Annotated in this window: 18 protein-coding genes; 6 read left to right on the top strand and 12 right to left on the bottom strand. The window is 62.3% G+C overall.

Annotation, left to right across the window (positions count from 1 at the left end; all coding sequences use genetic code 11):
* Nucleotides 1–14 precede the first annotated feature (14 nt).
* The gene (locus tag FEF26_RS12830) at nucleotides 15–1,766 is read right to left on the bottom strand and encodes an OmpA family protein (RefSeq protein ID WP_166433033.1); all 1,752 of its coding nucleotides are present in this window, start codon (nucleotides 1,764–1,766) and stop codon (nucleotides 15–17) included.
* Nucleotides 1,767–1,969: 203 nt separating this feature from the next.
* On the opposite strand from FEF26_RS12830, the gene FEF26_RS12825 reads away from it, so the two are divergent.
* Both FEF26_RS12825 and FEF26_RS12820 read left to right on the top strand, forming a co-directional pair.
* Nucleotides 1,970–3,007 carry a nucleoside hydrolase gene (locus tag FEF26_RS12825; protein ID WP_138253936.1) on the top strand — a complete coding sequence of 346 codons (1,038 nt, stop codon included), beginning with the start codon at nucleotides 1,970–1,972 and terminating at the stop codon, nucleotides 3,005–3,007.
* Nucleotides 2,991–3,764 (top strand): queuosine precursor transporter, encoded by a 774-nt coding sequence (locus tag FEF26_RS12820; RefSeq protein ID WP_138253935.1) that lies wholly within the window; start codon nucleotides 2,991–2,993, stop codon nucleotides 3,762–3,764. Before FEF26_RS12825 ends, FEF26_RS12820 begins: the two co-directional genes overlap by 17 nt.
* On the opposite strand, the gene FEF26_RS12815 is transcribed toward FEF26_RS12820, so the two are convergent.
* Together FEF26_RS12815 and FEF26_RS12810 are read right to left on the bottom strand one after the other, a co-directional pair.
* Nucleotides 3,746–4,294, bottom strand: a complete 549-nt coding sequence (locus tag FEF26_RS12815; protein WP_138253934.1) for a TetR/AcrR family transcriptional regulator — start codon at nucleotides 4,292–4,294, stop codon at nucleotides 3,746–3,748. The two genes, FEF26_RS12820 and FEF26_RS12815, sit on opposite strands and share 19 nt — an antisense overlap.
* 12 nt (nucleotides 4,295–4,306) lie before the next feature.
* Nucleotides 4,307–5,911 (bottom strand): MFS transporter, encoded by a 1,605-nt coding sequence (locus FEF26_RS12810; protein WP_341805151.1) that lies wholly within the window; start codon nucleotides 5,909–5,911, stop codon nucleotides 4,307–4,309.
* A 232-nt stretch (nucleotides 5,912–6,143) separates the two neighbouring features.
* On the opposite strand from FEF26_RS12810, the gene FEF26_RS12805 reads away from it, so the two are divergent.
* Both FEF26_RS12805 and FEF26_RS12800 read left to right on the top strand, forming a co-directional pair.
* The gene (locus FEF26_RS12805; RefSeq protein WP_138253933.1) at nucleotides 6,144–7,235 is read left to right on the top strand and encodes a hypothetical protein; all 1,092 of its coding nucleotides are present in this window, start codon (nucleotides 6,144–6,146) and stop codon (nucleotides 7,233–7,235) included.
* Nucleotides 7,216–7,842 carry a hypothetical protein gene (locus tag FEF26_RS12800; RefSeq protein WP_138253932.1) on the top strand — a complete coding sequence of 209 codons (627 nt, stop codon included), beginning with the start codon at nucleotides 7,216–7,218 and terminating at the stop codon, nucleotides 7,840–7,842. Before FEF26_RS12805 ends, FEF26_RS12800 begins: the two co-directional genes overlap by 20 nt.
* A gap of 174 nt (nucleotides 7,843–8,016) precedes the next feature.
* On the opposite strand, the gene FEF26_RS12795 is transcribed toward FEF26_RS12800, so the two are convergent.
* The 3 genes from FEF26_RS12795 to FEF26_RS12785 are packed head-to-tail and all read right to left on the bottom strand — an operon-like array spanning nucleotide 8,017 to nucleotide 9,576.
* A complete protein-coding gene (locus FEF26_RS12795; protein ID WP_138253931.1) occupies nucleotides 8,017–8,415 on the bottom strand; it encodes a hypothetical protein in 399 nt (132 codons plus the stop codon).
* Between the two features lie 4 nt (nucleotides 8,416–8,419).
* On the bottom strand, nucleotides 8,420–9,379 hold the full coding sequence (locus FEF26_RS12790; protein WP_138253930.1) for a Sir2 family NAD-dependent protein deacetylase: 960 nt from the start codon (nucleotides 9,377–9,379) through the stop codon (nucleotides 8,420–8,422).
* Nucleotides 9,380–9,387: 8 nt separating this feature from the next.
* Nucleotides 9,388–9,576 carry a DUF3073 domain-containing protein gene (locus FEF26_RS12785; protein WP_138253944.1) on the bottom strand — a complete coding sequence of 63 codons (189 nt, stop codon included), beginning with the start codon at nucleotides 9,574–9,576 and terminating at the stop codon, nucleotides 9,388–9,390.
* A gap of 146 nt (nucleotides 9,577–9,722) precedes the next feature.
* On the opposite strand from FEF26_RS12785, the gene FEF26_RS12780 reads away from it, so the two are divergent.
* A complete protein-coding gene (locus FEF26_RS12780; RefSeq protein WP_138253929.1) occupies nucleotides 9,723–10,463 on the top strand; it encodes a hypothetical protein in 741 nt (246 codons plus the stop codon).
* 32 nt (nucleotides 10,464–10,495) lie between these two features.
* On the opposite strand, the gene FEF26_RS12775 is transcribed toward FEF26_RS12780, so the two are convergent.
* The 6 genes from FEF26_RS12775 to clpB form a co-directional block, all read right to left on the bottom strand.
* Nucleotides 10,496–11,323 carry a carbohydrate ABC transporter permease gene (locus FEF26_RS12775; RefSeq protein WP_138253928.1) on the bottom strand — a complete coding sequence of 276 codons (828 nt, stop codon included), beginning with the start codon at nucleotides 11,321–11,323 and terminating at the stop codon, nucleotides 10,496–10,498.
* A gap of 7 nt (nucleotides 11,324–11,330) precedes the next feature.
* Entirely contained in the window at nucleotides 11,331–12,302 is a 972-nt protein-coding gene (locus FEF26_RS12770) for a carbohydrate ABC transporter permease (RefSeq protein WP_138253927.1), read from the bottom strand.
* Between the two features lie 4 nt (nucleotides 12,303–12,306).
* A complete protein-coding gene (locus FEF26_RS12765) occupies nucleotides 12,307–13,584 on the bottom strand; it encodes an ABC transporter substrate-binding protein (protein WP_138253926.1) in 1,278 nt (425 codons plus the stop codon).
* Nucleotides 13,585–13,656: 72 nt separating this feature from the next.
* Entirely contained in the window at nucleotides 13,657–14,940 is a 1,284-nt protein-coding gene (locus FEF26_RS12760; RefSeq protein ID WP_138253925.1) for an ABC transporter substrate-binding protein, read from the bottom strand.
* 48 nt (nucleotides 14,941–14,988) lie between these two features.
* Nucleotides 14,989–16,098: an ABC transporter ATP-binding protein gene (locus tag FEF26_RS12755; RefSeq protein ID WP_138253924.1), complete on the bottom strand. Its 1,110-nt coding sequence runs from the start codon at nucleotides 16,096–16,098 to the stop codon at nucleotides 14,989–14,991.
* A gap of 213 nt (nucleotides 16,099–16,311) precedes the next feature.
* The gene (gene clpB, locus FEF26_RS12750; protein WP_138253923.1) at nucleotides 16,312–18,921 is read right to left on the bottom strand and encodes an ATP-dependent chaperone ClpB; all 2,610 of its coding nucleotides are present in this window, start codon (nucleotides 18,919–18,921) and stop codon (nucleotides 16,312–16,314) included.
* Between the two features lie 175 nt (nucleotides 18,922–19,096).
* Here clpB and FEF26_RS12745 point away from each other — a divergent pair.
* A partial coding sequence (locus FEF26_RS12745) for a restriction endonuclease (RefSeq protein WP_138253922.1) occupies nucleotides 19,097–21,827 on the top strand: 2,731 nt, incomplete at its 3' end.

The raw sequence follows: 21,827 nt of genomic DNA, 5'->3' as shown, positions 1-21,827 counted from the left end.
GGGACCAGGGCGCCTTAGGGGCTGCCCTCTGTGACGGGGATATCCTCGAATCGCCAAGGATTGACTCCGATCTGGCGGAGTATCCAATCGGTGCCCTCATGCTCGCCGGGTGACTCCAGAGTCAGCTCTTCGCCGCCGATATCCGGGTACACCAGGTAGGCGACCGCTGAATCACCTTCGTTGTAGTCACCGTACGAGCCGAACAGCACATCAGTGAGTCGATGGAAGTCCCGGCCGGAAACCTCCGACTCCTCTGGGTCTTCGTCATCAACCTCAACGTCGGTGACGAAGTACCGCAGTGGTTCCACCCAATGGTCCCCTGCCACTAGGTAGGGCAGATCCACCGAGCCGACCTGGCTGACACCGGCTCGGTGAACTCCACCGGCTCCAAGGGCGAAGGGCCAATTGAGATCCGCCACTTCCCCTGTGGACTCGGCCCGGATACCCGCCACTACGAGGCCGGCATGCCGCTCTAGGGACTCCACGCTGAGGATCACGTCTTCGTTGGCGTAGGGGCCGCTGTCACCGGCGTTGACGGTGATTTCCTCATCGGCTCCACCTACTGGCCCTTGGGGTTCGGGGAGTTCTCCCTCCACCACCTGCTCCCCGGGGTCTGTGACCGTGGTGAAGTGCAGCTCCACCCGCCGATTCATGGCTCGGCCCTCCTCGGAGCTGTTGTCGGCGATGGGTTGGCGGAAGGACTCTCCGGAGACGGATACCTCGTCGAATGCCTCGAGGTCAGCCACCTCCTGCAACCGCTGGTGCACCGCTTCGGCTCGTTCCTCTGACAGTGTTTGGTTGTAGGCCTCATCCAGCACGTCGTCGGTATGACCCACAATGCGCAGCTCTCCACCCTCGGTGCCGACCATCTCTTCTGCCGCGGACTCCAGCGCCTCCTCAGCCTCGTTGGAGAGATCAGACGAGTCGACGTCGAAGAGCACATCCGAGGGCAAGTTGACCGTGGTCTCATCTCCCTCGACCTCGATGGAGTATTCGGGGGTGTCGCGCCAGGTGACCAGCTCGTGGCTTTCCCCGGTGATGTCGGAGTAGTCAAAGCTCTCCTCCGTAGTGTTGGTCTCGTCGAGGTCTCCATCCACCACCGGCACCTCGGAGACAAGACCGAAGTGTGGAAGCAGAATGCTGACCGTCTCGTTCTCAGGTGCGTCGAAGAGGCCAAACCAGTGCAGAGATTCCCCGGCTTCGGCGCTGTCTCCGAAACTGTCACCCGAGGAGGACGACGCCGCGGCGATGCTCCCTTCGCCTCCCTCAAGCCTAGCCAGCTCAGCCACCATCATGGCTTCCGGGTCGATCAACCGCACCTGTCCACCGGCTAGGGTGCCGTCAGTAATGCCGACTAGGCCGAAGAGAAAGTCCATAGTGCTCAGGTCTCCCTCGCCCTCCTGGTAGTCGAACTCCATGGCTAAAGAAGCGAGATCACCGTCGCGGACGACCGGACCTATGGTGGCTTCCAGCGTCACTTCACCTGACTGTCCGCCCGATCCGTAGTGTGGGAGGAAGGTGGCTGTGGTGGTGACTCCCTCAGCCCCTGAAGAATCCACGTCTGCAGATTCTGTGTCTTGCTGCGTGTCCTCAGCCTCCGTCTCGTCCGGCTCGGCAGCCTCATGAGTCTCCTCCGCAGCTTCAGCGCTAGCGGTGGGATCTCCTTCTTCGAATTCTGCCTGTTCCTCTGAACCGCAGGCAACGAGGGCTAGGACTGCTGTCAGTGCGGCAGCGCGGATGGCGATGGTGTGGTTGCGTAGTCTCATCTGTCCTCTTCTCATGGCGTGTTCCGCGGCGGTCCCTGCGGTGTTACTACCCATGAGTCGCCCTCTGGGGCGAAAAAGTTGCATCGGGTCCCTGATCAATATAGCGGGATATAGAAAACTGAGCCGTTCCTTCGCCGCCGGAATGCCATAAGTCCTGGGAATCGAAATGCCAGCCAAGGCCCTCAGGAGGGGAGAATGGGACCATGATTCCTCTGTTGCTCGACTGTGATCCCGGTATCGACGACGCCGTGGCCTTGGGTTACCTGCTGTGTCAGGAAGACGTGGACGTGGTGGGTATCGCCGCCTCTGGTGGCAACGTTCCTACTGCTCAGACTGTGCTCAATGCCCTGGGGTGGTTGGATCTTGCCGAGCGCGGGGACGTACCCGTCCACCCTGGAGCGGAACTGCCCCTGGCCCAGTCGGGAGCCAGTTCGGACACTCTGATGGCTCCCACTCTCTATGCCGATGACACGCATGGGCGCACCGGTGCCGGTCACGCCACCCTGCCCACACCGAGTACTGCGCCGTCACACACCTCGGCGGCCGAAGCGTGGGTGAACGCCGCCCGCGCCCACCCTGGGGAGCTCGTCGGTGTGGTCACCGGTCCTTGCACTAACCTGGCGCTTGCTCTGGAGCAGGAGCCGGGGTTGCCACAGCTGATCAAGCGGATCTTCATCATGGGTGGGGCGTTCAATTACCGGGGGAACACCAAGCCGACCACGGAGTGGAACATTGACCATGATCCGGAGGCTGCCGCTAAGGTCTTCGCTGGTTTCGCAGCTGCGGAGAACCTACCAGTGGTGGGCCCCATTGAGGCCACAGAGTCCATTGTGATCACCCCGGACCGGCTGGCGCGGATCCTGGCAGGAGCGTCACACCCAGGGTGGCAGAGCTGGTTGGAGCACCTGGCCGAGGCCCTGCGCTTTTACTTCGAATTCCACGCCGCAGATGGCCATGGCTACCTGGCTCAGGTCCATGACCCGTATGTGTTGGCAGCCGCCCTCCAATGGGCCCGCAACCCCACCGGAAAGGACGGGATCCCGTGGGCGGAGACCGCAACGGTCGCTGTTGATGTGGAGCTACAGGGTTCCTTAACGCGCGGTGAGACTGTGGCAGACTGGCTTGGGCGTTGGGGCGCTGCCCCAAATGCTGAACTCATCCGCCGTATCCAGGCGGAGGACTTCCTTCATCACCTTGAAACCACCCTAACGAGAGGCCCAACCTATGACCACGCCCGATAACGGATCTGGGCAGGGGTCCGCACCCGCTGCGGCCCCCGGAGAAACCCGAAATGTCCGCTTCGCTCACCCAGGCAGCCAGTACTTTGCTGTTCTGGTGTCACTTCTCGCCGCGTTCTACCTGATCTCCAATATTGCCGCCACCAAACAGATGGATTTCGGCGGCTGGGTGGTGGACGGCGGCGTCTTCCTTTTCCCGCTGACGTATCTGCTCGGCGGCATTATTTCTGAGGTGTACGGCTTCAGGGCCGCTATGCGCGCCGTGTTCGTGGGCTTTACCGTCATGGTCGTCGGCGCCGTGGTCTTTGGTCTGGTGACTGTCTCCCCCGCGTTGGGTGATTCCCACAATCAGGAAGCCTTTGAGATCCTCTTCGGCTGGGATGGCGTGTATATCCGCATCCTGGTCGCCTCCCTGATCGGCTTCGTGCTCGGTCAGGTGATGAACTCCGTGGTGATCGTGAAGGTCAAGGAGCGCTTTGGGGAGTCAAACCTGTGGGCGCGCATCATGTCCTCCACCGTGTTCGGCCAGGTGGCCGACACCTTCATCTTTGGTCTGATCGCCTTCACCGCGTTCCCACTGTTCCTCAATGTGCTGCCCGGTGTGGACCTGTTCGTCATGATGAGCTGGACCGAGTTCGGCAGCTACTTTGTGTTCGGCGTGATCTATAAGTGCCTGGTGGAATTCCTGCTGTTCCCGGTCACCTACGGGGTGGTTCGGATGTTGAAGAACCGGGAGCCTAGCTACGGGATCGTGTCCTGACCTAGGGCGATAATTTCCTCCACCAGCCGGTCGCGCACCTCTGGACGCAGCTCCCCGGGGGCGATTGATTCGTAGAACCAGAGTCCGTCGGCGGCCAGCCGGGCGATGAAACGGCGCACTGCCTGATCATCCTCGGCGGCCGTTGGCTCCTCTGCGGCCCAGCGGTTGTAGACCCCGTTCCACACTTCGCTGGCTGCCGTGTTCTGGGTGGCGGCTTCCAGCGTCAACAGCAGTTCTGCCCGGTCCGGGTTCTGTGAGGCCCGCACATAGGCGGCCGCTTTGGTGTCGTCATCCAGCTGCGGGCCGGCCTCTTGGCCGACCTCGCGGATCATGCACTGTTCCCATTGGTCTGCCACGTATTTGTGCAGCGCCAGCAGCAGGTCTTCCCGTGAGGGGAAGTGGTAGAGAATGCCGCCCTTGGTGAGTTCTGCCTCGGCGGCGACTGCCTCATAGGACAGTGCGGTGACACCGTCACGTTGGACAATGCGTTTGGCTGCTTCCAGCGCTGCTTCCCTTTTGGACTCCCTCATCGGTCCCCCAGCCTAGTGGTTGTCTGGATAGGCTTGGGATTCTGTTCCGGGGGTGTAGCGCCGCAGCAGCCACGCACAGCCCAAGGCGCCCAGGGTGACGACGACGCATGTGGCCACCAGAACTGCCAAGTAGGCCGAGTCAAAAGCCGAGGCGGCAGCTGAGACCACCCCGGCGTCGTCGCTGGAAAGTGCGACGGCTGGGGAGCTGCTGATCATGTTCTCGCTATCGGCCGGCAGGGTCAGTGCGCGGGAGTAGACGAAGGTCAGCAGTGAGCCCATGGTGGCGACCGCCACGAGTCCGCCGAATTCGTAGGAGACTTCTTCCAGTGAGGCGGCCATGCCTGCTCGGCGGGGAGGCACGTTGCCCATAATGGCGCTGGAGGCCACGGACATGGACGCCCCTACTCCCACGCCGGCGACGATCAGCCCGGTGATAAGCACTGGGAGGGAGTCTTGGACTGCCGCGGCAATGACGATCCCGGTGCCGAGTGCGGCGGTGCCGATGCCGCCGGCCACAAGCAGTAGCAGCCCGACCCGGTGCAGCACGGCCCCACCGAAGATCGCGAATGGCATGGAGGCTACCGCCATGGCGGTGACCAGCAGGCCTGCTTCGAGGGGGCTGAACCCTTCGACCAGCTGGTAGCGCTGGGTGATGACCAGTTGGAGGCCCATGATGGTGAAGATGGAGGCTCCGGCGGCGACGACGCCTCCGCTGAACCCGCGGTTGCGGAAGATGGCGAAGTCCACCAGGGGTTCTGTGGCGGAGCGCATCAGGCGCATCTGGCGGCGGACGAACAGGGTAAGGGCCACCCCGCCGATGACTGTGGAGATCAGCGCTAGCGGCAGGTTCAGGGGCGCCTCGGCCCAGGTTTTGAGGGCGAGCACGGAGGCTGCCATGCCGACTAGCGCCTGGGTGGAGGACACGGCGTCCCACCGGCGGGCGGGGTTGTTGAGATTCCGGGGGCCGATGGCGATCATCAGGATGCTGGCGGCGATGACAATGGGCACGTTGATGAGGAAGACCGAGCCCCACCAGAACCATTCCAGCAGTGTCCCGGAGACCAGGGGTCCTGCGGCCATGCCGACGCTCGCGGTGGCCGCCCAGATGGCGATGGCCAGGTTGCGTTCGCGTTCGGCGGCGAAGCTGATGCGGATCAGGGCGAGGGTGGCGGGCATCATGGCTGCCGCGCCGACCCCTTTGAGCAGGCGGGCGGCGATCAGCGCCTCGGGGTTGGTGGCGAAGGCTGCGGCCAGGGAGGCGGAGCCGAAGATGACCAGCCCGACCTGGAAGACGCGTTTGTGTCCAAACCTGTCGCCAAGTGCGCCGGAGCCTAGCAGGAGTCCCGCCATGGTGAGGGGGTAGCCGTTGATGATCCACAACTGCTGGGAGTTGGTGGCACCAAGGTCATTGGAGAGGATCGGCAGCGCGGTGTAAAGGATGGTGTTATCCAGGGCGATCAGCAGTAGCGCGGAGGACACAATGCCCAGCACAGTCCAGCGCTGCCAGCGCGCCAGGGATCGGTCAGGTGCCGCTGTAGTCTCGGCAACGCCGGCAAGCCGCAATGCCCCGGTATCAGTGTTCGCCGGGTCCCCATGAAGTCTTCTGTTCACAACCACACCCCAAACTGTACCGTACGTTTGGTACAGTTTGAAAGGCAAAGTCCTACTCGTTGAGACGAACGCCCATCCATCCGCCTCCTCGCACAGTCCCGTTTGCGACGGTGCGGCGTGGAGATCCTCGATGAGCTGCTCGGGAACTAATCCGCGAGCGCGGCGCATCGAGACCGTACTCAAGTGTTCAGGAAATGATCATGTTCCGTCGGCGGCGGAATCAGGGTATTATCTGAACATGAGCGTCATCACGGAACGCCCCCTGCCGCCGAAGGCCGAGGGTAAGCTAATCGAGAGCGGCCTTGCCTCGATCCGCGAACGGCTTCCCTCCGGCTGGAGCCTGGATGACGCGATGTCAGAACAGGGAAAATCCGGCGTGGATGCGATGAGCATTCTGCGGTCGCCAGCGGGTGAAGAAGCCCAGATGTGCATCGAAACCAAACAGCTGCTCGAGGTACGGGACGTTTCTCGAATCGCGGAACAACTAGGCCGCTCGCGTGACGACAAGTCATCGGGCATCGGACTGGTCGTCTCTCGCTACCTGACGAAGTCCACGCGCGATCGCCTCGCCGAGGCGGGGCTCTCGTATGTGGACGCCACCGGTAACCTCCTGTTGCGGGCGGATTCTCCCGCCGTGTTTCTCTCCGACCGAGGCGCTGACAAGGACCCATGGCGCGGGCCCGGACGCCCGCGAGGCACGCTCAAGGGTGAGCCGGCAGCGAAGGTTGTCCGTGCGCTGCTCGACATGCCCGGTCCGTGGAAGATTCGGGATCTCGTGAGCCGCTCCGAAGCTGCCACAGGTTCCGTGTATCGCGTCGTGGAGTTCCTCGCATCGGAGGCCCTCGCCTCTCGCGATGAGAACGGACTGATTACAATCCCCGACTGGGCCGCCCTGTTGCGTCGCTGGAGCATTGATTACGGATTCCTGCAGACCAACTCCGTGACACAGTGGATAGCGCCTCGCGGACTCGAAGCGGTGCTGGGAAGCATCCGTAAGAGCTCCGTAGGCGATTATGCGGTGACGGGTTCGGTGGCCGCCGCCACCTGGGCCGCATATGCGCCCGCACGTTCAGCGATGATATATGCCCTGAACCCGGAGCAGGTCGCCGACGAGTGGGGGCTTCGCGCTACCGATACGGGGGCGAACGTGTTGCTTGCGCGGCCTGCCTACGGCGTTGCGTTGGAGCGGAGCATCGACCGTGAAGATGGACTGCGCATCGCCGCACCAACACAGGTCGCCGCGGACCTCATGACCGGCCCTGGACGGGCGCCCGCCGAAGCAGAAGAACTCATAGATTGGATGGGGCGCAATGAACAGCACTGGCGATAGCTCGGCCGACCTCCTGGTTCGCGCGCGTTCGGTTCTCCTCGATGCGCTCGATGCACTCCAGGATCACAGCGAGGCCGTCATCGTAATCGGCGCACAGGCCGTGTATCTGCGAACCGGAGGAATCGACGTCGCGCTGGCGGAGGCCACAAAAGACAGCGACGTCGCCGTCGACCCTCGGCTGCTCGCCGACGCTCCCCTCATCGAAGCGGCGATGGGAAGTGCTGGATTCCTCCCAGACACCAACGGGCAACCTGGCGCCTGGGTGAGCACTGACGGAATCCCCGTCGATCTCATGGTGCCCGAGGCTTTGGCTGGTCCCGGGCGTCGTGGTGCCCGCATTCCTCCACACGATGCGCGGGCGACCCGGCGAGCGAAAGGCTTGGAAGCTGCGCTCGTCGACTTCTCTGAGATGGAGGTCTCAGCACTTGATCCGGACGATCATCGGGTGTGGAGAGTCAAGGCTGCCGGTCCTGCCGCGCTCGGCTCGATGATGGCAGGACGCGCCGAAGAAGGCGTCGGGGATCCTGAACAGGTCTCCACTGCGACCTCGATCCTTGCCTGTGATCTCGTCGACGTGCTTTCGGGAGACGAGACGCTTTACCCTTGAGCCCAGCGAGCCCCTTGCCGATTGCCGTCATCGGCACCGTTGCTCAGACCGTTGCACAACCGCTCTGAGACACTGTTCATCAGTTGGTTCGGCCCATCGGGATCTCCACGCTGCCCTACGCTTTGGTGGCCCAGAAGCATTTGGGTGTCTATGCCTCCCCAATGACGCATGCAGTCAGTCAGCCCAGATGAGGCGCGGGAGGGCGTTGGCGAAGGCTTCGACGGAGCCGTCGAGGGCGTTGAGCTGGTCGGCGTCGAGCAATACCGCGTAGCGGCCGGCAGAGTCTAGGCCGAGCACGCAGGGCAGACTGACTGCCTTGAGAGCCTCGGTTTCGGCAGGGCTGGTTTCATTGCGGTGCACGATCCGGATCGGGACCTGCGCCCTGCTGACCATGGCGTCCCATTCTTGCTTGCGCCGGATGGGTGAGTGCGTGATGTCGCACAGTCCGCAATGGGCACGCCCCAGGATGTTGCCCACTATGTAGGAGACTTCACCGCGCAGTCCCCCGTCGGCGTTGTAGACCCCGAGTACTTCAATAAGTTCCGCGTTGCCTGAGGTGTGTGGGGTCTCCATTACCTCAGTGTGACTCAACTGGTTGTGAGGACTCTCCATTGAGCTCCACCGCCAAGGACTGCAAAGCGGGAGTGATGGGGGTTCGCCAGCGCCATGTGGCCTTGGCATCAGCACGCGACGGTCCGCCATTGATGACCGCCACCTGTTTTCCTGCTCGGCTCATGCGCAGGGCAATGGAATAGCCACTCATCACGGCCATGGAGGAACCGATCACCAGCAGGGAGGATGATTCAGCCACGAGCTCGTCCACCGCGGTTTTGCGTTCAACTGGCACACTCTCACCGAAGTAGACGACGTCGGGTTTGAGAGTATCGGCCCGGCACACCAGACAGGTGACCAGGATGAAGCGTTGGACCCATTCATCGTCCAGGGTGACATCACCATCAGGGTTGACGTTCTCTGCGGCGACGGCGGCAGCCTCGGCGTAGCCGGGGTTGGCTTCCTCGAGCCGCTCATCGAGGGCTGTCCGTGTCTCATAGTTCCCACAGGTCAGGCACACCACGCGGGAGAGGTCCCCGTGCAGGGGTACCAGGGTGGCGTCGGCAGGTGAGGCCTCAGCGTGGAGTCCGTCCACGTTTTGGGTGACTAATCCGGTGAGCAGCCCTGACTGCAGCCAGCGGGCGAGGATGTCATGACCGGGGTTCGGCTGAGCCTGTCCAAGGTGCCGCCAGCCCACAAAGGAACGTGCCCAGTACCGGTGGCGGGAGGCGGCGTCGTACTTGAATTCTTGATATGTCATGGGTCGGTGTTTCTTCAACGACCCACCGGGCCCCCGATAGTCAGGGATGCCCGAATCGGTGGAAATCCCCGCACCGGTGACACACAGGACTGATCCGCTGCGCAGCTGGGAGAGGATCCCGGACTTGGCGGCCTCGGGATCATGCGGTGGTGCGGACTCCTCAACAGTACGCGCAATGGACCTCAGCGCGGCACGGTGGGCCCGCTCAGCCTGCTGGTTGAACACCTGACCGCTCAGCGGCCGTAGTCATCGTCCCAGTCCTCGGAGGGATCTTCTTCAGCGTCGTCGCTGCTTGGGCTAGGGATTTCTCCCCGCGCCTGGGCAAGCTCGCGCTCTAAGGCGGACAGATCGGTGTTCGGGGTGTAGTACTTGATCTCCCGCGCCTGCTTCGTAGCTTTCGCCTTCTGACGGCCACGCCCCATGAGCGGGACCCCCTTAACGTCGTCTCGATATGGCCTCACGATGAACTTTCATCGCCGGCTTGACTCTTTGGATGAAGTGGTTGGTGATCTCTAGGTTAACATGAGTGCCACCATGGCGTCGCACTGAAGGGAAGGGCCGCACACCGATGAGCGAGTCACCGCAGGCCAAAGAGGCCCCTCAGCAGCCCTTGTCACGGCGGGATCGCCGCGCCGCTGCTGGCGACACAGGCTTCCGGCTCAACGCGGTTCCGTTCGTAATTGCCGGAATTGTGGTGGTCATTCTCACAATAGGCCTGTTGTGGTGGTTCTTGGCCCGCGAGGATGCGGAAGAGGCCGCACAGTGGACCTGGACTGAGGAGCCCGCAGACGGCGTCCACGCCCGCGATGTTCCTCCAGAGGATTGGGAGGCTGGCTGGTGCCTGACTGGGTTCTCTGATGAGGACTCCCCAGCGAACGTGATCAGCTGTGAGCGCAACTACGATGTCCAAGTTTTGCTTCAGCGTGAGATGGAAGATGACGTCACAGACGGCGAATATCCCGGTGATGACATTGTGGCCGGCAATGCGAACCAGTGGTGTCACGATGAGATTGAGCTCAGCGCCGATGCCGTGGAGGCCGTGGACGCTGAGCTGCAGATTGAGCTGTGGCACCCCTCGGAGTCCACGTGGAACAACGACGACGATCGCCTGGTCACCTGCTTCCTCTCCCGCACGGACGGAGAAAGGCTCACCGGCGATTTCCTCCTCGACAGCGATGCTGACGCAGACAGTGAGGGTACAGATCTTGACGTGGTTGAAGGGGACCGCGAGGACGCTGAATCTGATGAGGACACCGAGTCTGATGAGGATGAAGAGGAAGACGACGACGGCGAATCCGACGAGGACTGACCCCCGCCCGGGGCTTACTCAGGTGCTGGGGCTTACTTGATCCCGGAGCGCATGAAGCTCTGCACAAACTGACGCTGCATCACTATGAAGAAGATCAGCAGTGGCACCACAATGATCAGCGTTCCCGCCGTCAGTGAGGCGTAGTCGATTCCTGATTCTGGTGCCATGAACCGCACCACCCCCACTGTCACTGGGCGTGAGTCGTTGGTGCGCGTAGCAATCAGCGGCCAGAGGAAATTGTTCCAGTGGAATGACACCGACACCATGGCAAAGGCCGCCACCGTGGAACGGCACAGCGGAAGGTAGACCCGCCACAGCACTCGCAGACGCCCCATACCCTCCATTACGGCGGCCTCGACAAGTTCCTTGGGCACGGTCTTGAAGGACTGCCTCAGCAGGAAGATGGCGAACGCGCTGGCAGCGTAGGGGATGCCAACCCCGAGGAGGGTGTCGTCCAGGCCGAGCCGGGTAATCATGAAGTAGTTTTCCGACAGCATGATCTCCGGGTAGATCACCAACTGGGCCAGAACAATGAAGAACAAGACGTCGCGTCCGGGGAATTCGAAGCGCGCGAACACATAAGCCGCCAAGACTCCCAACACAATCTGGGTGACGGTGAGTCCGACCACCAGAATGAAGCTGTTGCGCAGGAAAGTCTCGAAGGCTGCGGCGCCCCATACGCGAGTGATGTTGTCCAGGGTCCAGCCGTCGAGCGGCGAGAGGTTTGTGGGTGAATCACGGAAAGCCATGATCAGCACCAGCAGCAGCGGGAAGACCCAGAGCAGAGCCATCCCCCAGGCGAGGGTGACCATGAGCCGGTCCGCCACTGAGGTGCGCGGTGCCATTGTGGTGATCGTCATGACGCTCCTACCGGTAGTGGATCCGCTTGTCGAGCAGTCGGATCTGGGCGATGGCGATCAGCAGCAGAATGATGACCAGCATGACGGTGATCGCCGCTGAGTACTCTTGGCGGAACTGGCCGAACGCGGTCTGCCAGACGTAGTAGAGCATCAGGTTGGTTGAATCCGATGGTCCTCCCTGGGTCATGACGAACACCAGATCCACCTGTTTGAAGGAGTTGGCCGTGGCGATCACCCCAATGAACAGGGTGGTGGGCATCAGCAGCGGCCAAGTCACCCGGCGGAAGAACGTCCACGCCCGAGTGCCCTCGACCCGTGCGGCTTCGCGAAGCTGAGGATCCTGCGTGAGCAGCGCCGCCAGGTAGAAGATGACGAACAGCCCGGCCTGCTGCCAGACGGCGACCACCATCATCGCCCCTAAAGCAGTGTCCGAGGTGCCCAACCAATTGACTCCTGAGAGGCCGATGGCCCGGGCGATACCGTTGAGCACTCCGAAGTTGGGCTGGTAGAAGTACACCCAGATGGTTCCGGCGGCCACGATCGGAAGCACCGCAGGCGCCAGGAATGAGACTCTGGCCAAGGACCGACCCCGCACCACCTTGGTCCCCAGCACAGCGAGGAAGAGGGAGATCGCGATCGTGGCCGGCACCGTCACCGCGGTGTACACCAGCTGATTGCTGATGACTTGGTGAAAGACGCCGTCATTGAGCATGCGCTCATAGTTGGCTGAGGTGAACTCCCCCGCTGGGTTGCGCACGCTGCGCCAGGCGGAGAGCAGGAACGGCAGCACTGTGAACCCTAGGAGGATGATGAAGGCTGGGGTCAGCGCCGCGTAGGAGAACAGCGCATCAGCACGACGACGCCGCCGCAGCGCTTGTGCCCCCGGCCCACCCATCGCTTTGGTGGCCTCTGTGCCAGGAGGGTTTCTGGACTGGCGCTCCTGTGAGGTGGTGACGGCTGGTTCAGTAGTGGTGGTCATGATGTCAGCGGTACTCGTCGAGAGCGTCGTCGGCCTGTTGCTGTGCCCGCTCGAGGAGTTCCTGGGGCTCGCCTTCTCCGGTGAGCGCTGACTGGACGGCGCTGGAGGCGAACTGTCCCACTTCTTGGCGGTGGTAGGTGGAGAATTCCCTTTCTGCGTCCGGCAGCTGGTCCCGCGCCACTGCGGCTTCTGGGAAGTCCTCCACGTAGCTGGCCAGCGGTTCGGTCTCCCAGGCTTCCTGCAGGGGTGCGATGTAACCGGATTCGACGGTCCAGTCGGCCTGGATTTCAGGGCTGGAGAGGAAGCGGATGAGCTCCACTGCCGCCTCCTGTTCCTCCTCCGGTAAGCCTGAGGTGACGTAGAGGTTGCCGCCGCCGGTGGGGGACCCTGGTTGTTCGAGCGCAGGAAGCGGGGCGACTCCGAAGTCGAAGTCCGCGCTGTTGCTGATGTTGGTCAGCTGGCCTGTGGTGGTCCAGACCATGCCGACGGTTCCTGAGGTGAACTCATCCGGCACCGTTCCCCAGTCCACAATGCCCTGTGGTTCGAGCCCTTCATCCTGGAGGGAGACCCAGTTCTCAAGAGCCTCCACAGCCCGGGGGTCGTCAAGGTAGGTCTCAGTGCCGTCCTCGCTGTCCAGTTGGAGACCCATCTGGATGGCGACTGCCTCAAACTGCCAGATCGCGGTCCCAGAGGAAGGGATCATCACGCCCCAGTCGGCGCCACTGTCCATCACCTGATGGCCGTAGTCCTTCATCTCATCCCAGGTCTCGGGTGGGGTTTCAGGGTCCAGGCCTGCGGCCTCGAACAGTTCCTTGTTCCAGTAGAGCACCAGGGTTGACCGCTGGAAGGGGATGGCGCCTACGGTGCCGTCTTCCAGAACGGAGTTGGCCATGAAGGGTTCGTCGAAGCTGTTGAACCAGTCTTCGTCATCGACGATTTCGCCGATGGGGGTGATGATGTCCTGCTCGTTCAGGGTGCGCAGGTCGGTGCTGAGCAGCACCGTGGCTGCCGGCGCGTTTCCGGCTTGGGCTGCTGATTGAACGGAGGCCAGTGTCTGCTCGTAGTCCCCTGAGTAGACCGGGGTCACCTCGTATTCCTCGTGCTCCTCATTGAACTGCTCGATGTAGCCGTCCATGGCGGACTCCAGCGGGCCGCCCACGGCGATCGGATAGTAGAAGTCGATCGAGACGACGTCGTCATCACCGTTGTCTCCCCCACAGGCGGTGAGTGTGAGAGCGATGGCGGCGAAACTGGCGGTGAGGCTCAGGCGCGAGTGTTTCAAGGGTTTCCCTTTCGCGAAAGCGGAACTGTGGGCAGGTGCGGACGTTGGGGCATTCGGGCGTTTAGGCTCAGGTCAGCGGTATTCGTCGAGGATGCTGTCGGCCTGTTGTTGGGCTTGTTCGAGCTCACTGTCGACGTCGGCACCACCCATGACCGCCTCGATCGAGTTGGCCATCACGTCGAAAACTTCTTGGCGGCGGTAGACGCCGAATTCGGGTTCGGCCACGGCGAGCTGTTCGCGGGCTACGGCTGCCTGGGGGAACTCTTCGGCGTAGCTGGCCAGCGGCTCGGTTTCCCAGGCGGCATCCAGTGGGGCCACATACCCGGATTCGACGCCCCAGTCCGATTGGATCTCCGGGCTAGAAAGGAAGCGGGCCAATGCGACGGCTGCCTCCTGCTGCTCGTCGGCGATGCCGTCCATCACGTAGAGGTTGCCGCCACCAGTGGGGGAACCGGCCTGTTCCTGGGCGGGCAGTGGTGCAACGCCGAAGTCGAACTGGGCGTTTTCGCTGATGTTGGTCAGCTGACCCGTGGTGGTCCAAATCATGGCGGTGGCCCCATTGGAGAACTCGGTGGGGAGGGTTCCCCAGTCCACGGTTCCTGAGGGTTCCAGACCATCGGCTTGCAGATCGGCCCAGTTCTGCAGCGCGGTGACTGTTGCGGGGTCATCGAAGGCCACATCCGTGCCAGTCTCCGGATCCCACAGCATGGAGCCGTTCTGGATGGTCATGGCCTCCAACATCCACACTCCCCATGAGGTGGAGGGGATTTGTACGCCCCAGTCGGCGCCGGCGTCTTGGGCTTGTTCACCGAACTCAACCATCTCTTCCCAGGTTTCCGGTGGTACTTCCGGGTCCAGGCCTGCGGCGTCGAAGAGTTCCTTGTTCCAGTACATGACCACGGTGGAGCGTTGGAACGGGATGGAGGCGACTGTGCCGTCGGGCAGGGTGGAGTCCCCCATGAAGGGTTCGTAGAAGCTGTCGAACCATTCTTGGTCTTCGACGATCTCCCCGATGGGGGTGATGATGCCAGCTTCGTGGACGCTGAGCAGTTCGTTGGCGCCCAGCACGGTGAGCCCTGGGCTGTTGCCAGCCTGCGCTGCGGATTGGACGGAGGCGCGGGTTTGCTCGTAGTCGCCGGAGTAGACGGCGGTGACCTCGTAGTCTTCGTGTTCGTCGTTGAATTGCTCGATATATCCGTCAATCACCGATTCCAGCGGGCCACCCACGGCAATGGGGTAGTAGAAGTCGATTGAGACGACGTCGTCCTCACCTCCGGCGTCTTCACCGCAGGCAGTCAGGGCGAGGGCGGCTGTAGTGATGGCGGCGGTCATGGTCAGTGAGCGGCGGTGCAGCATGGAGTCTGGGCTCTCCTCAGGTGGGTTGTGCGAGTGATCTGGGGCAGTTCAGGCAGCTTGGAGTGCTGCGAGGTTCATCCGGGTGCCGTCGTTGCGGCTGTACCAGTGCAGGTCTGCGGGGCTGGCGCTGAGGCTGACGGGCTCTTCGACGGCGATCTTCCGCCCGGGTTCGAGCCGTGCTGTGATGCGGCGGCCCGTGGTGGGTGCGGCGTCGTCGGCGAGGGTGGTGCTGATGATCCGGTCGGCGCCGAGTAGCTCGTTGACCAGCACGGTGGCTTCAGCCAGGTACACCCGGTGGCCGGGGACGGGCTGACCTGCGCTGTGGAGCTCCACGGACTCGGGTCGCACGCCCAGTGTGGCACCGGTGTCGCGAAATTCCCCGGGAAGCAGGTATGCGAGGTCTGAGTCGGCCGGGATGTCCACAATGTTCATCGGTGGTGAGCCGATGAACCGGCCCACGGTGGTGGTTGCCGGTGTGGAGTAGATCTCCTCAGGTGCGGCGAGCTGTTCCACCCGACCTTCAGACATCATCAGGACCCGGTCGGCCATGGTCATGGCTTCGACCTGGTCGTGAGTGACGTAGATGATGGTCAGGCCGATGCGGCGTTGGATGCGTTTGAGTTCCACGCGCATTTCGGCGCGGAGTTTAGCGTCAAGGTTTGAGAGTGGCTCATCCATCAGCACCAGGCGCTGACCGCTGACCAGGGCGCGTCCGAGGGCTACACGCTGACGTTGGCCTCCGGAGAGTTCTGAGGGTTTGCGCTCCAGGAGTTCGTCCAGACCTAGAAGCCCGGCTGCTTCGGTGAGGCGTTCGCTGCGCAATTGCTTGTCAGCGCCGCGGGATTTCAGGCCGAACAGAATGTTCTCTTGGACGTTGAGGTGCGGGAAGAGGGCGTAGTTCTGGAACACCATGGCCAGCTGGCGCTTCTCTGGTGCTGTGCCGGTGACGTCAGTGCCATCGATGCTCACCGAGCCGCCTGTAGCCAGCTCGAGACCGGAGATCAGGCGCAGCAGAGTCGATTTTCCACAACCTGAGGGGCCGAGGATCGCGAGGAATTCTCCGTCCTCCACAGTGACATCAATGCCTTTGAGAACCTCCACCTCCCCTGATCGGGACGGGAAGCTCTTACGCATTCCGCGCAGCTGGACTGTGCTCACGTACCTCTCCTAACCTGGTGTGACCGGGGCCGCCGGGCTCGTAGGTGCAGCAGCGACCTGGACAAGGGTGGCCAATGAAGGTGAAGCCGAAGTGACGTGGTGGTGTATGCCGAGTGAGGGTTGAGCAAACGACGCAGATCAGCCGCACGGAATGTGATGTTCCGCACGGCTGATCTGGTGAAGGGATGTCCGCGGTTCACACCGCGGGTGGGTTTAGTTGAGTTTCTTGACTGTCAGCCCCTGAATGGTGTCGCCCTCTACGGTGAGGTCCTCACGATCAACCACCACGGTGGAGCCGTCCTCGATCTCTCCGGCAAGCAGTGCCTTGGCGAGCTTGTCGCCGATCTCCCGCTGAACCAGACGGCGCAGTGGCCGGGCACCGTAGGCCGGGTCGTAACCGGTGAACGCCAACCATTCTTTGGCAGGGTCGGTGACTTCCAGGGTCAGCCGCCGGGTGGCGAGCCGTTCGGCCAGGTCGTGGATCTGCAGGTTCACGATCGAGGTCAGCTGCTCCATGGACAGCGCGTCAAACATGACGATGTCATCGAGCCGGTTGAGGAACTCGGGCTTGAAGCTGGCGTTAACCACGCTCATCACTGATTCGCGTTTGGTCCGCTCGTCAGTGGACTGGTCCACCAGGAACTGGGAGCCCAGGTTGGAGGTGAGGATCAGCACCACGTTGCGGAAGTCCACGGTGCGGCCTTGGCCGTCGGTGAGCCGGCCGTCGTCGAGGACTTGGAGCAGGATGTCGAAGACATCGTGGTGGGCTTTCTCCACTTCATCCATGAGCACCACGGAGTAGGGGCGACGCCGCACCGCTTCGGTGAGCTGACCGCCTTCGTCGAAGCCCACGTAGCCGGGAGGGGCACCGACCAGCCGGGCCACGGAGTGCTTCTCCGAGTATTCGGACATGTCGATGCGGATCATGGAGCGTTCGTCTTCAAACAGGAACTCCGCGAGCGCCTTGGCCAGCTCGGTCTTGCCCACACCGGTGGGGCCTAGGAACAGGAAGCTGCCGGTGGGCCGGTTGGGATCTGAGATCCCGGTCCGCGCCCGGCGGACAGCGTCGGAGACTGCGGTGACGGCTTTGGTCTGGCCTATCAGCCGCGAGCCGATGAGGTCTTCCATCTGCAGGAGCTTTTCGGTTTCGCCCTGCATGAGCCGGCCGGTGGGGATGCCGGTCCAGGCGGAGATGACCTCGGCGATGGCGTCGGTGTCGACCTTCTCGGAGACCATGCGGTCTTGGGTGTCGGGTTCGGCCTCTTGGGCCTCTGCTTCTTCGAGTTCCTTTTCTGCCTGGGGGATGGCGCCGTATCGGAGGCGGCCGACTTCACCGAAGTCGCCGTCGCGTTCGGCACGTTCGGCGGCTGATTTCAGTTCGTCGAGCTTGCGGTGGAGTTCTGCGGCACGGTTGTGTGCGCCTTGTTCTCGTTCCCATCGGGCATTGAGGGCGTCGAGCTCTTCGCGCTTGTTGGCGAGTTCTTCCTCCAGGGCGGTGAGCCGGTCTTTGGAGGCGGCGTCGGTCTCTTGGCTCAGCCAGTGGCGTTCGGCTTCTAGCCGGTCCACGGCACGGCGGAGTTCGTCGATCTCGACCGGGTCGGAGTCGATCTCCATCTTCAGCCGGGAGGCCGCCTCGTCGACGAGGTCGATGGCCTTATCGGGCAGCTGCCGGCCGGTGATGTACCGGTCGGAGAGCTCGGCGGCGGCGACCAGGGCGGCGTCGGAAATTTCCACACCGTGGTGGGCCTGGTACTTCTCTTTGATGCCGCGCAGGATGGCGACCGTGTCATCGACTGAGGGTTCGCCGACGTAGACCTGTTGGAAGCGGCGTTCCAGGGCGGCGTCGGATTCGATGTTTTCGCGGTACTCGTCCAGGGTGGTGGCACCGATCATGCGTAGCTCACCGCGGGCGAGCATGGGCTTGAGCATGTTGCCGGCGTCCATGGAGCCATCGGAGGTGCCGCCTGCGCCGACGACTGTGTGGACCTCGTCGATGAAGCTGATGATCTCGCCTTCGGCGGCTTTGATCTCGTCCAGGACGGCTTTGAGGCGCTCTTCGAATTCGCCGCGGTATTTGGATCCGGCGACCATGGCGCCCAGGTCCAGGGAGATCAGGCGCTTGTTCTTCAGGGCGTTAGGGACGTCGCCGGCTTCGATGCGCTGGGCGAGGCCTTCCACCACGGCGGTCTTACCCACACCGGGCTCACCGATGAGTACGGGGTTGTTTTTGGTGCGGCGGGAGAGGACTTGGACCACGCGGCGAATTTCGGCGTCGCGTCCGATGACGGGGTCGAGTTTGCCTTCTTTGGCGAGCTCGGTGAGGTCGGTGCCGAACTTGGAGAGCGCCTCGAAGGTGCCTTCTGGGTCGGCGGTGGTGACTTTGCGGCCCTGGCGGACGGAGTCCACGGCGGCGCGCAGGGCTTTAACCTCGGCACCGTTGTCTTTCAGGGCGTTGCCTGCGGGGTCGTTGACTCCGGCGATGCCGAGCAGGAGGTGTTCGGTGGAGACGTAGTCATCCCCCATGCGTTCGGCCTCTGCTTGGGCGTTGCGCATGACGCTGAGCCCGTTGCGGGAGAACTGGGCGTTGGCCACAGAGGCGCCAGATGAGGCGGGGAGGTCTTTGATGGCCGCTGATGCGCGGGAGGAGACGGAATCTGGGTCGGCGCCTGCTGCTTTGAGGGCGGCGACGGCCACGGATTCTCGGCTGTCCATGAGGGCTTTGAGGATATGGGCGGGTTCGATCTGTGGATTGCCGGCAGTGTTGGCGTTCATGGCTGCCGTGCTGACAGCCTCCTGCGACTTGGTGGTGAGCTTTACATCCATGGCCTCGCGGCCCCCTTTCAATCAACGCTAAGAAAAACTTGAGTCACTCATACTCAACTTTACTCGCGCCCCCGTTATTCCGACACCCCCTACGTGAATCTGGGCCAACACTTCGTCCGACACGGTCCAGCACTGGTCTTTCTGTGTTGTAGGCGCGAACCTGGATAATGGCCTGATGGGGACGCAGGAGATCACGCTAGGGCACCTACTCGAGACGTATTACCGGGAGTCCAATGACTACCGGGACCGGGGTGATAAGTTCGAACGACTGGTGCGGTCCTATCTGACGACTGACCCAGCCTGGGCGTTCCAGTTTTCCGATGTGTGGCTGTGGCAGGACTACCCAGACCGCGGGACCCGCACCGACACCGGCATAGATCTCGTCGCGAAGGATAGGTTTACCGGAGAGCTGACCGCGGTCCAGTGCAAGTTCCTAGACCCCGAGAACACGGTATCCAAGGGCGACATCGACTCGTTCATCTCCGCATCCCCCAAACCGGAGTTTTCCACCCGCCTCTTAGCCCACACCGCCGGCATCGGCCCCACAGCTCAAAAGACCCTGGAAGCTCAAGATCCCCCTGTGCGGGTATTGGATCCGCATCAAATGGACCGGGCCGATATTCAGTGGGCGGAGTTCCAGGTCGAATACCCGGACCGGATGGTGCAGAAAGACGGAAAGAAGACCCCCTTCCCGTACCAGCGCCAAGCCATGGCAGATGTAGCCGAGGGCTTCCAAAGCTCGGATCGTGGCAAGCTGATCATGGCCTGCGGGACGGGCAAGACCTTCACTTCGCTGCAGATCATGCAGGACCAGACCCCACCCAACGCCACGGTGCTATTCCTTGTGCCTTCAATTGCGTTGTTGGATCAGACGTTGCGGGAATGGAAGCGCGACGCCGCCACCGACTTCCGCGCCTTAGCGGTCTGTTCAGATGTGAAGGTCGGCAAAAACACCGCCCAGGAGGACATCTCAACCACAGATCTACTAGTGCCCGCTACGACTGATGCGACACGACTGGTCGATCAGCAGCAGGCCGCGGAAGATTACGACGGACGGACTGTGGTGTTTTCCACCTACCAGTCCATTGATGTGCTCCACCAGGCCCAACAGTCAGGCTTCGCTCAGTTCGACCTGATCATCTGCGATGAAGCCCACCGCACCACCGGTGCCACCGCAGCCGGCCAGGACGCGTCAGCGTTCACCAAAATCCACAGCGCGTCATTCATCGCAGGCGTTAAGCGCCTCTACATGACGGCCACTCCGAAGGTCTTCGACGAAGGCGCGAAAAAGAAAGCTGATGAGAACTCCGTGGTAGTGGCATCCATGGATGATCAGCAGCTCTACGGACCTGAGTTCCACCGTCTCGGGTTCGGCACCGCTGTCGCCCAGGGACTGCTCACTGATTACAAAGTCCTTGTTCTCGCAGTCGATGAAACCTCAGTGAATAAACACTTGCAGCGGCTCCTCACCGATGAGGAAGGCGAGCTGAGAATCGATGACGTCGCCAAGATCGTCGGCTGCTGGAACGGACTGTCCCAGCGCGGCAAACAGGCCGGCGACGAGCCTGTCCGAGCAATGCAGCGGGCTGTCGCGTTCGCCTCCAACATCAAAGAATCCCAACGTGTGGCGTCGATGTTCGAGAAGATCACCGAAGAACTCGCCACCACCAGCGAGGATGGCGGGCTGGTCTGCCGGGCTGCGCATGTGGACGGCACTATGAACGTTGCCGAGCGCTCATCCAAACTGAACTGGTTGGAGGCCACTCCGGAGGATAATGAAGCCCGGATCCTCACCAACGCTCGGTGCCTCTCAGAAGGCGTAGACGTGCCGAGCCTGGATGCGGTGCTGTTCTTGAATCCTCGGAACTCCCAAGTCGACGTCGTCCAGTCGGTAGGCCGAGTGATGCGCCGAGCCCAGGGCAAGGACTACGGGTACATCATCCTCCCCGTCGGGGTGCCCGTGGGCCAGACACCAGAACAGGCGCTGAAGGACAACACCAAGTACAAAGTCATCTGGAGCGTGCTCAACGCCCTACGCTCCCACGATGACCGGTTCGAAGCAACGGTCAACAAGATCGACCTCAACCAAGACCGGTCAGAGAAGATCGACATCATCGGCGTCGGCCTCAGCACCGAGGACAACGACGACGCCAGCCTCACCTCCCCTCAGCAGCTGACACTGGACTTGGAGTTCCCCGGGTTGGATGAGTGGAAGGACGCGATCTACGCCAAGATCGTCCAAAAAGTCGGCGACCGCAAATACTGGGAAGACTGGGCCTCCGACATCGCCGCTGTAGCCACCCGCCACACCCAACGCATCACCACCCTGGTCACCACAGGACCACACGGCACCGGACCAGAAGCCCACGTGGCGGAGAAATTCCAACAGTTCGTCACCGCGCTAAAGCACAACCTCAACGAGGGCATCACAGACACGGACGCGATCAGCATGCTCTCTCAGCACCTGATCACCAAACCGGTCTTCGACGCCCTGTTCTCCGGCTACGACTTCGCCGCGAACAACCCTGTCTCCGTAGTCATGCAAAACATGATCGACACCCTAGAGGGCAACAACCTCCAAGCCGAGACCGCCTCACTCGAAGGGTTCTACAAGTCCGTGGCCGAACGGGCCTCAGGGATCGACAACGCCGAAGGCAAGCAGCGAATCATCACCGAGCTGTATGAGAACTTCTTCAAACAAGCCTTCCCCGCCCAAGCCGACGCCCTCGGAGTCGTCTACACACCGGTCGAGATCGTCGACTTCATCATCCGCGCCGTCGATGACCTCTCCAAAGAACACTTCGGCGCCGGCATCACCGACGAAGGCGTCCACGTCCTCGACCCGGCTTTTATGCGCAACAAGCATGTCTCACGAAACACCCAAAGGACTCTCCATAGACTCGTAT

Origin of the sequence: Nesterenkonia salmonea, from assembly GCF_005771525.1 — a bacterium.
Lineage (GTDB): Bacteria > Actinomycetota > Actinomycetes > Actinomycetales > Micrococcaceae > Nesterenkonia > Nesterenkonia salmonea.
Note: the sequence above shows the minus strand (reverse complement) of the source record. Positions and strands in the feature narration are given on the sequence as shown.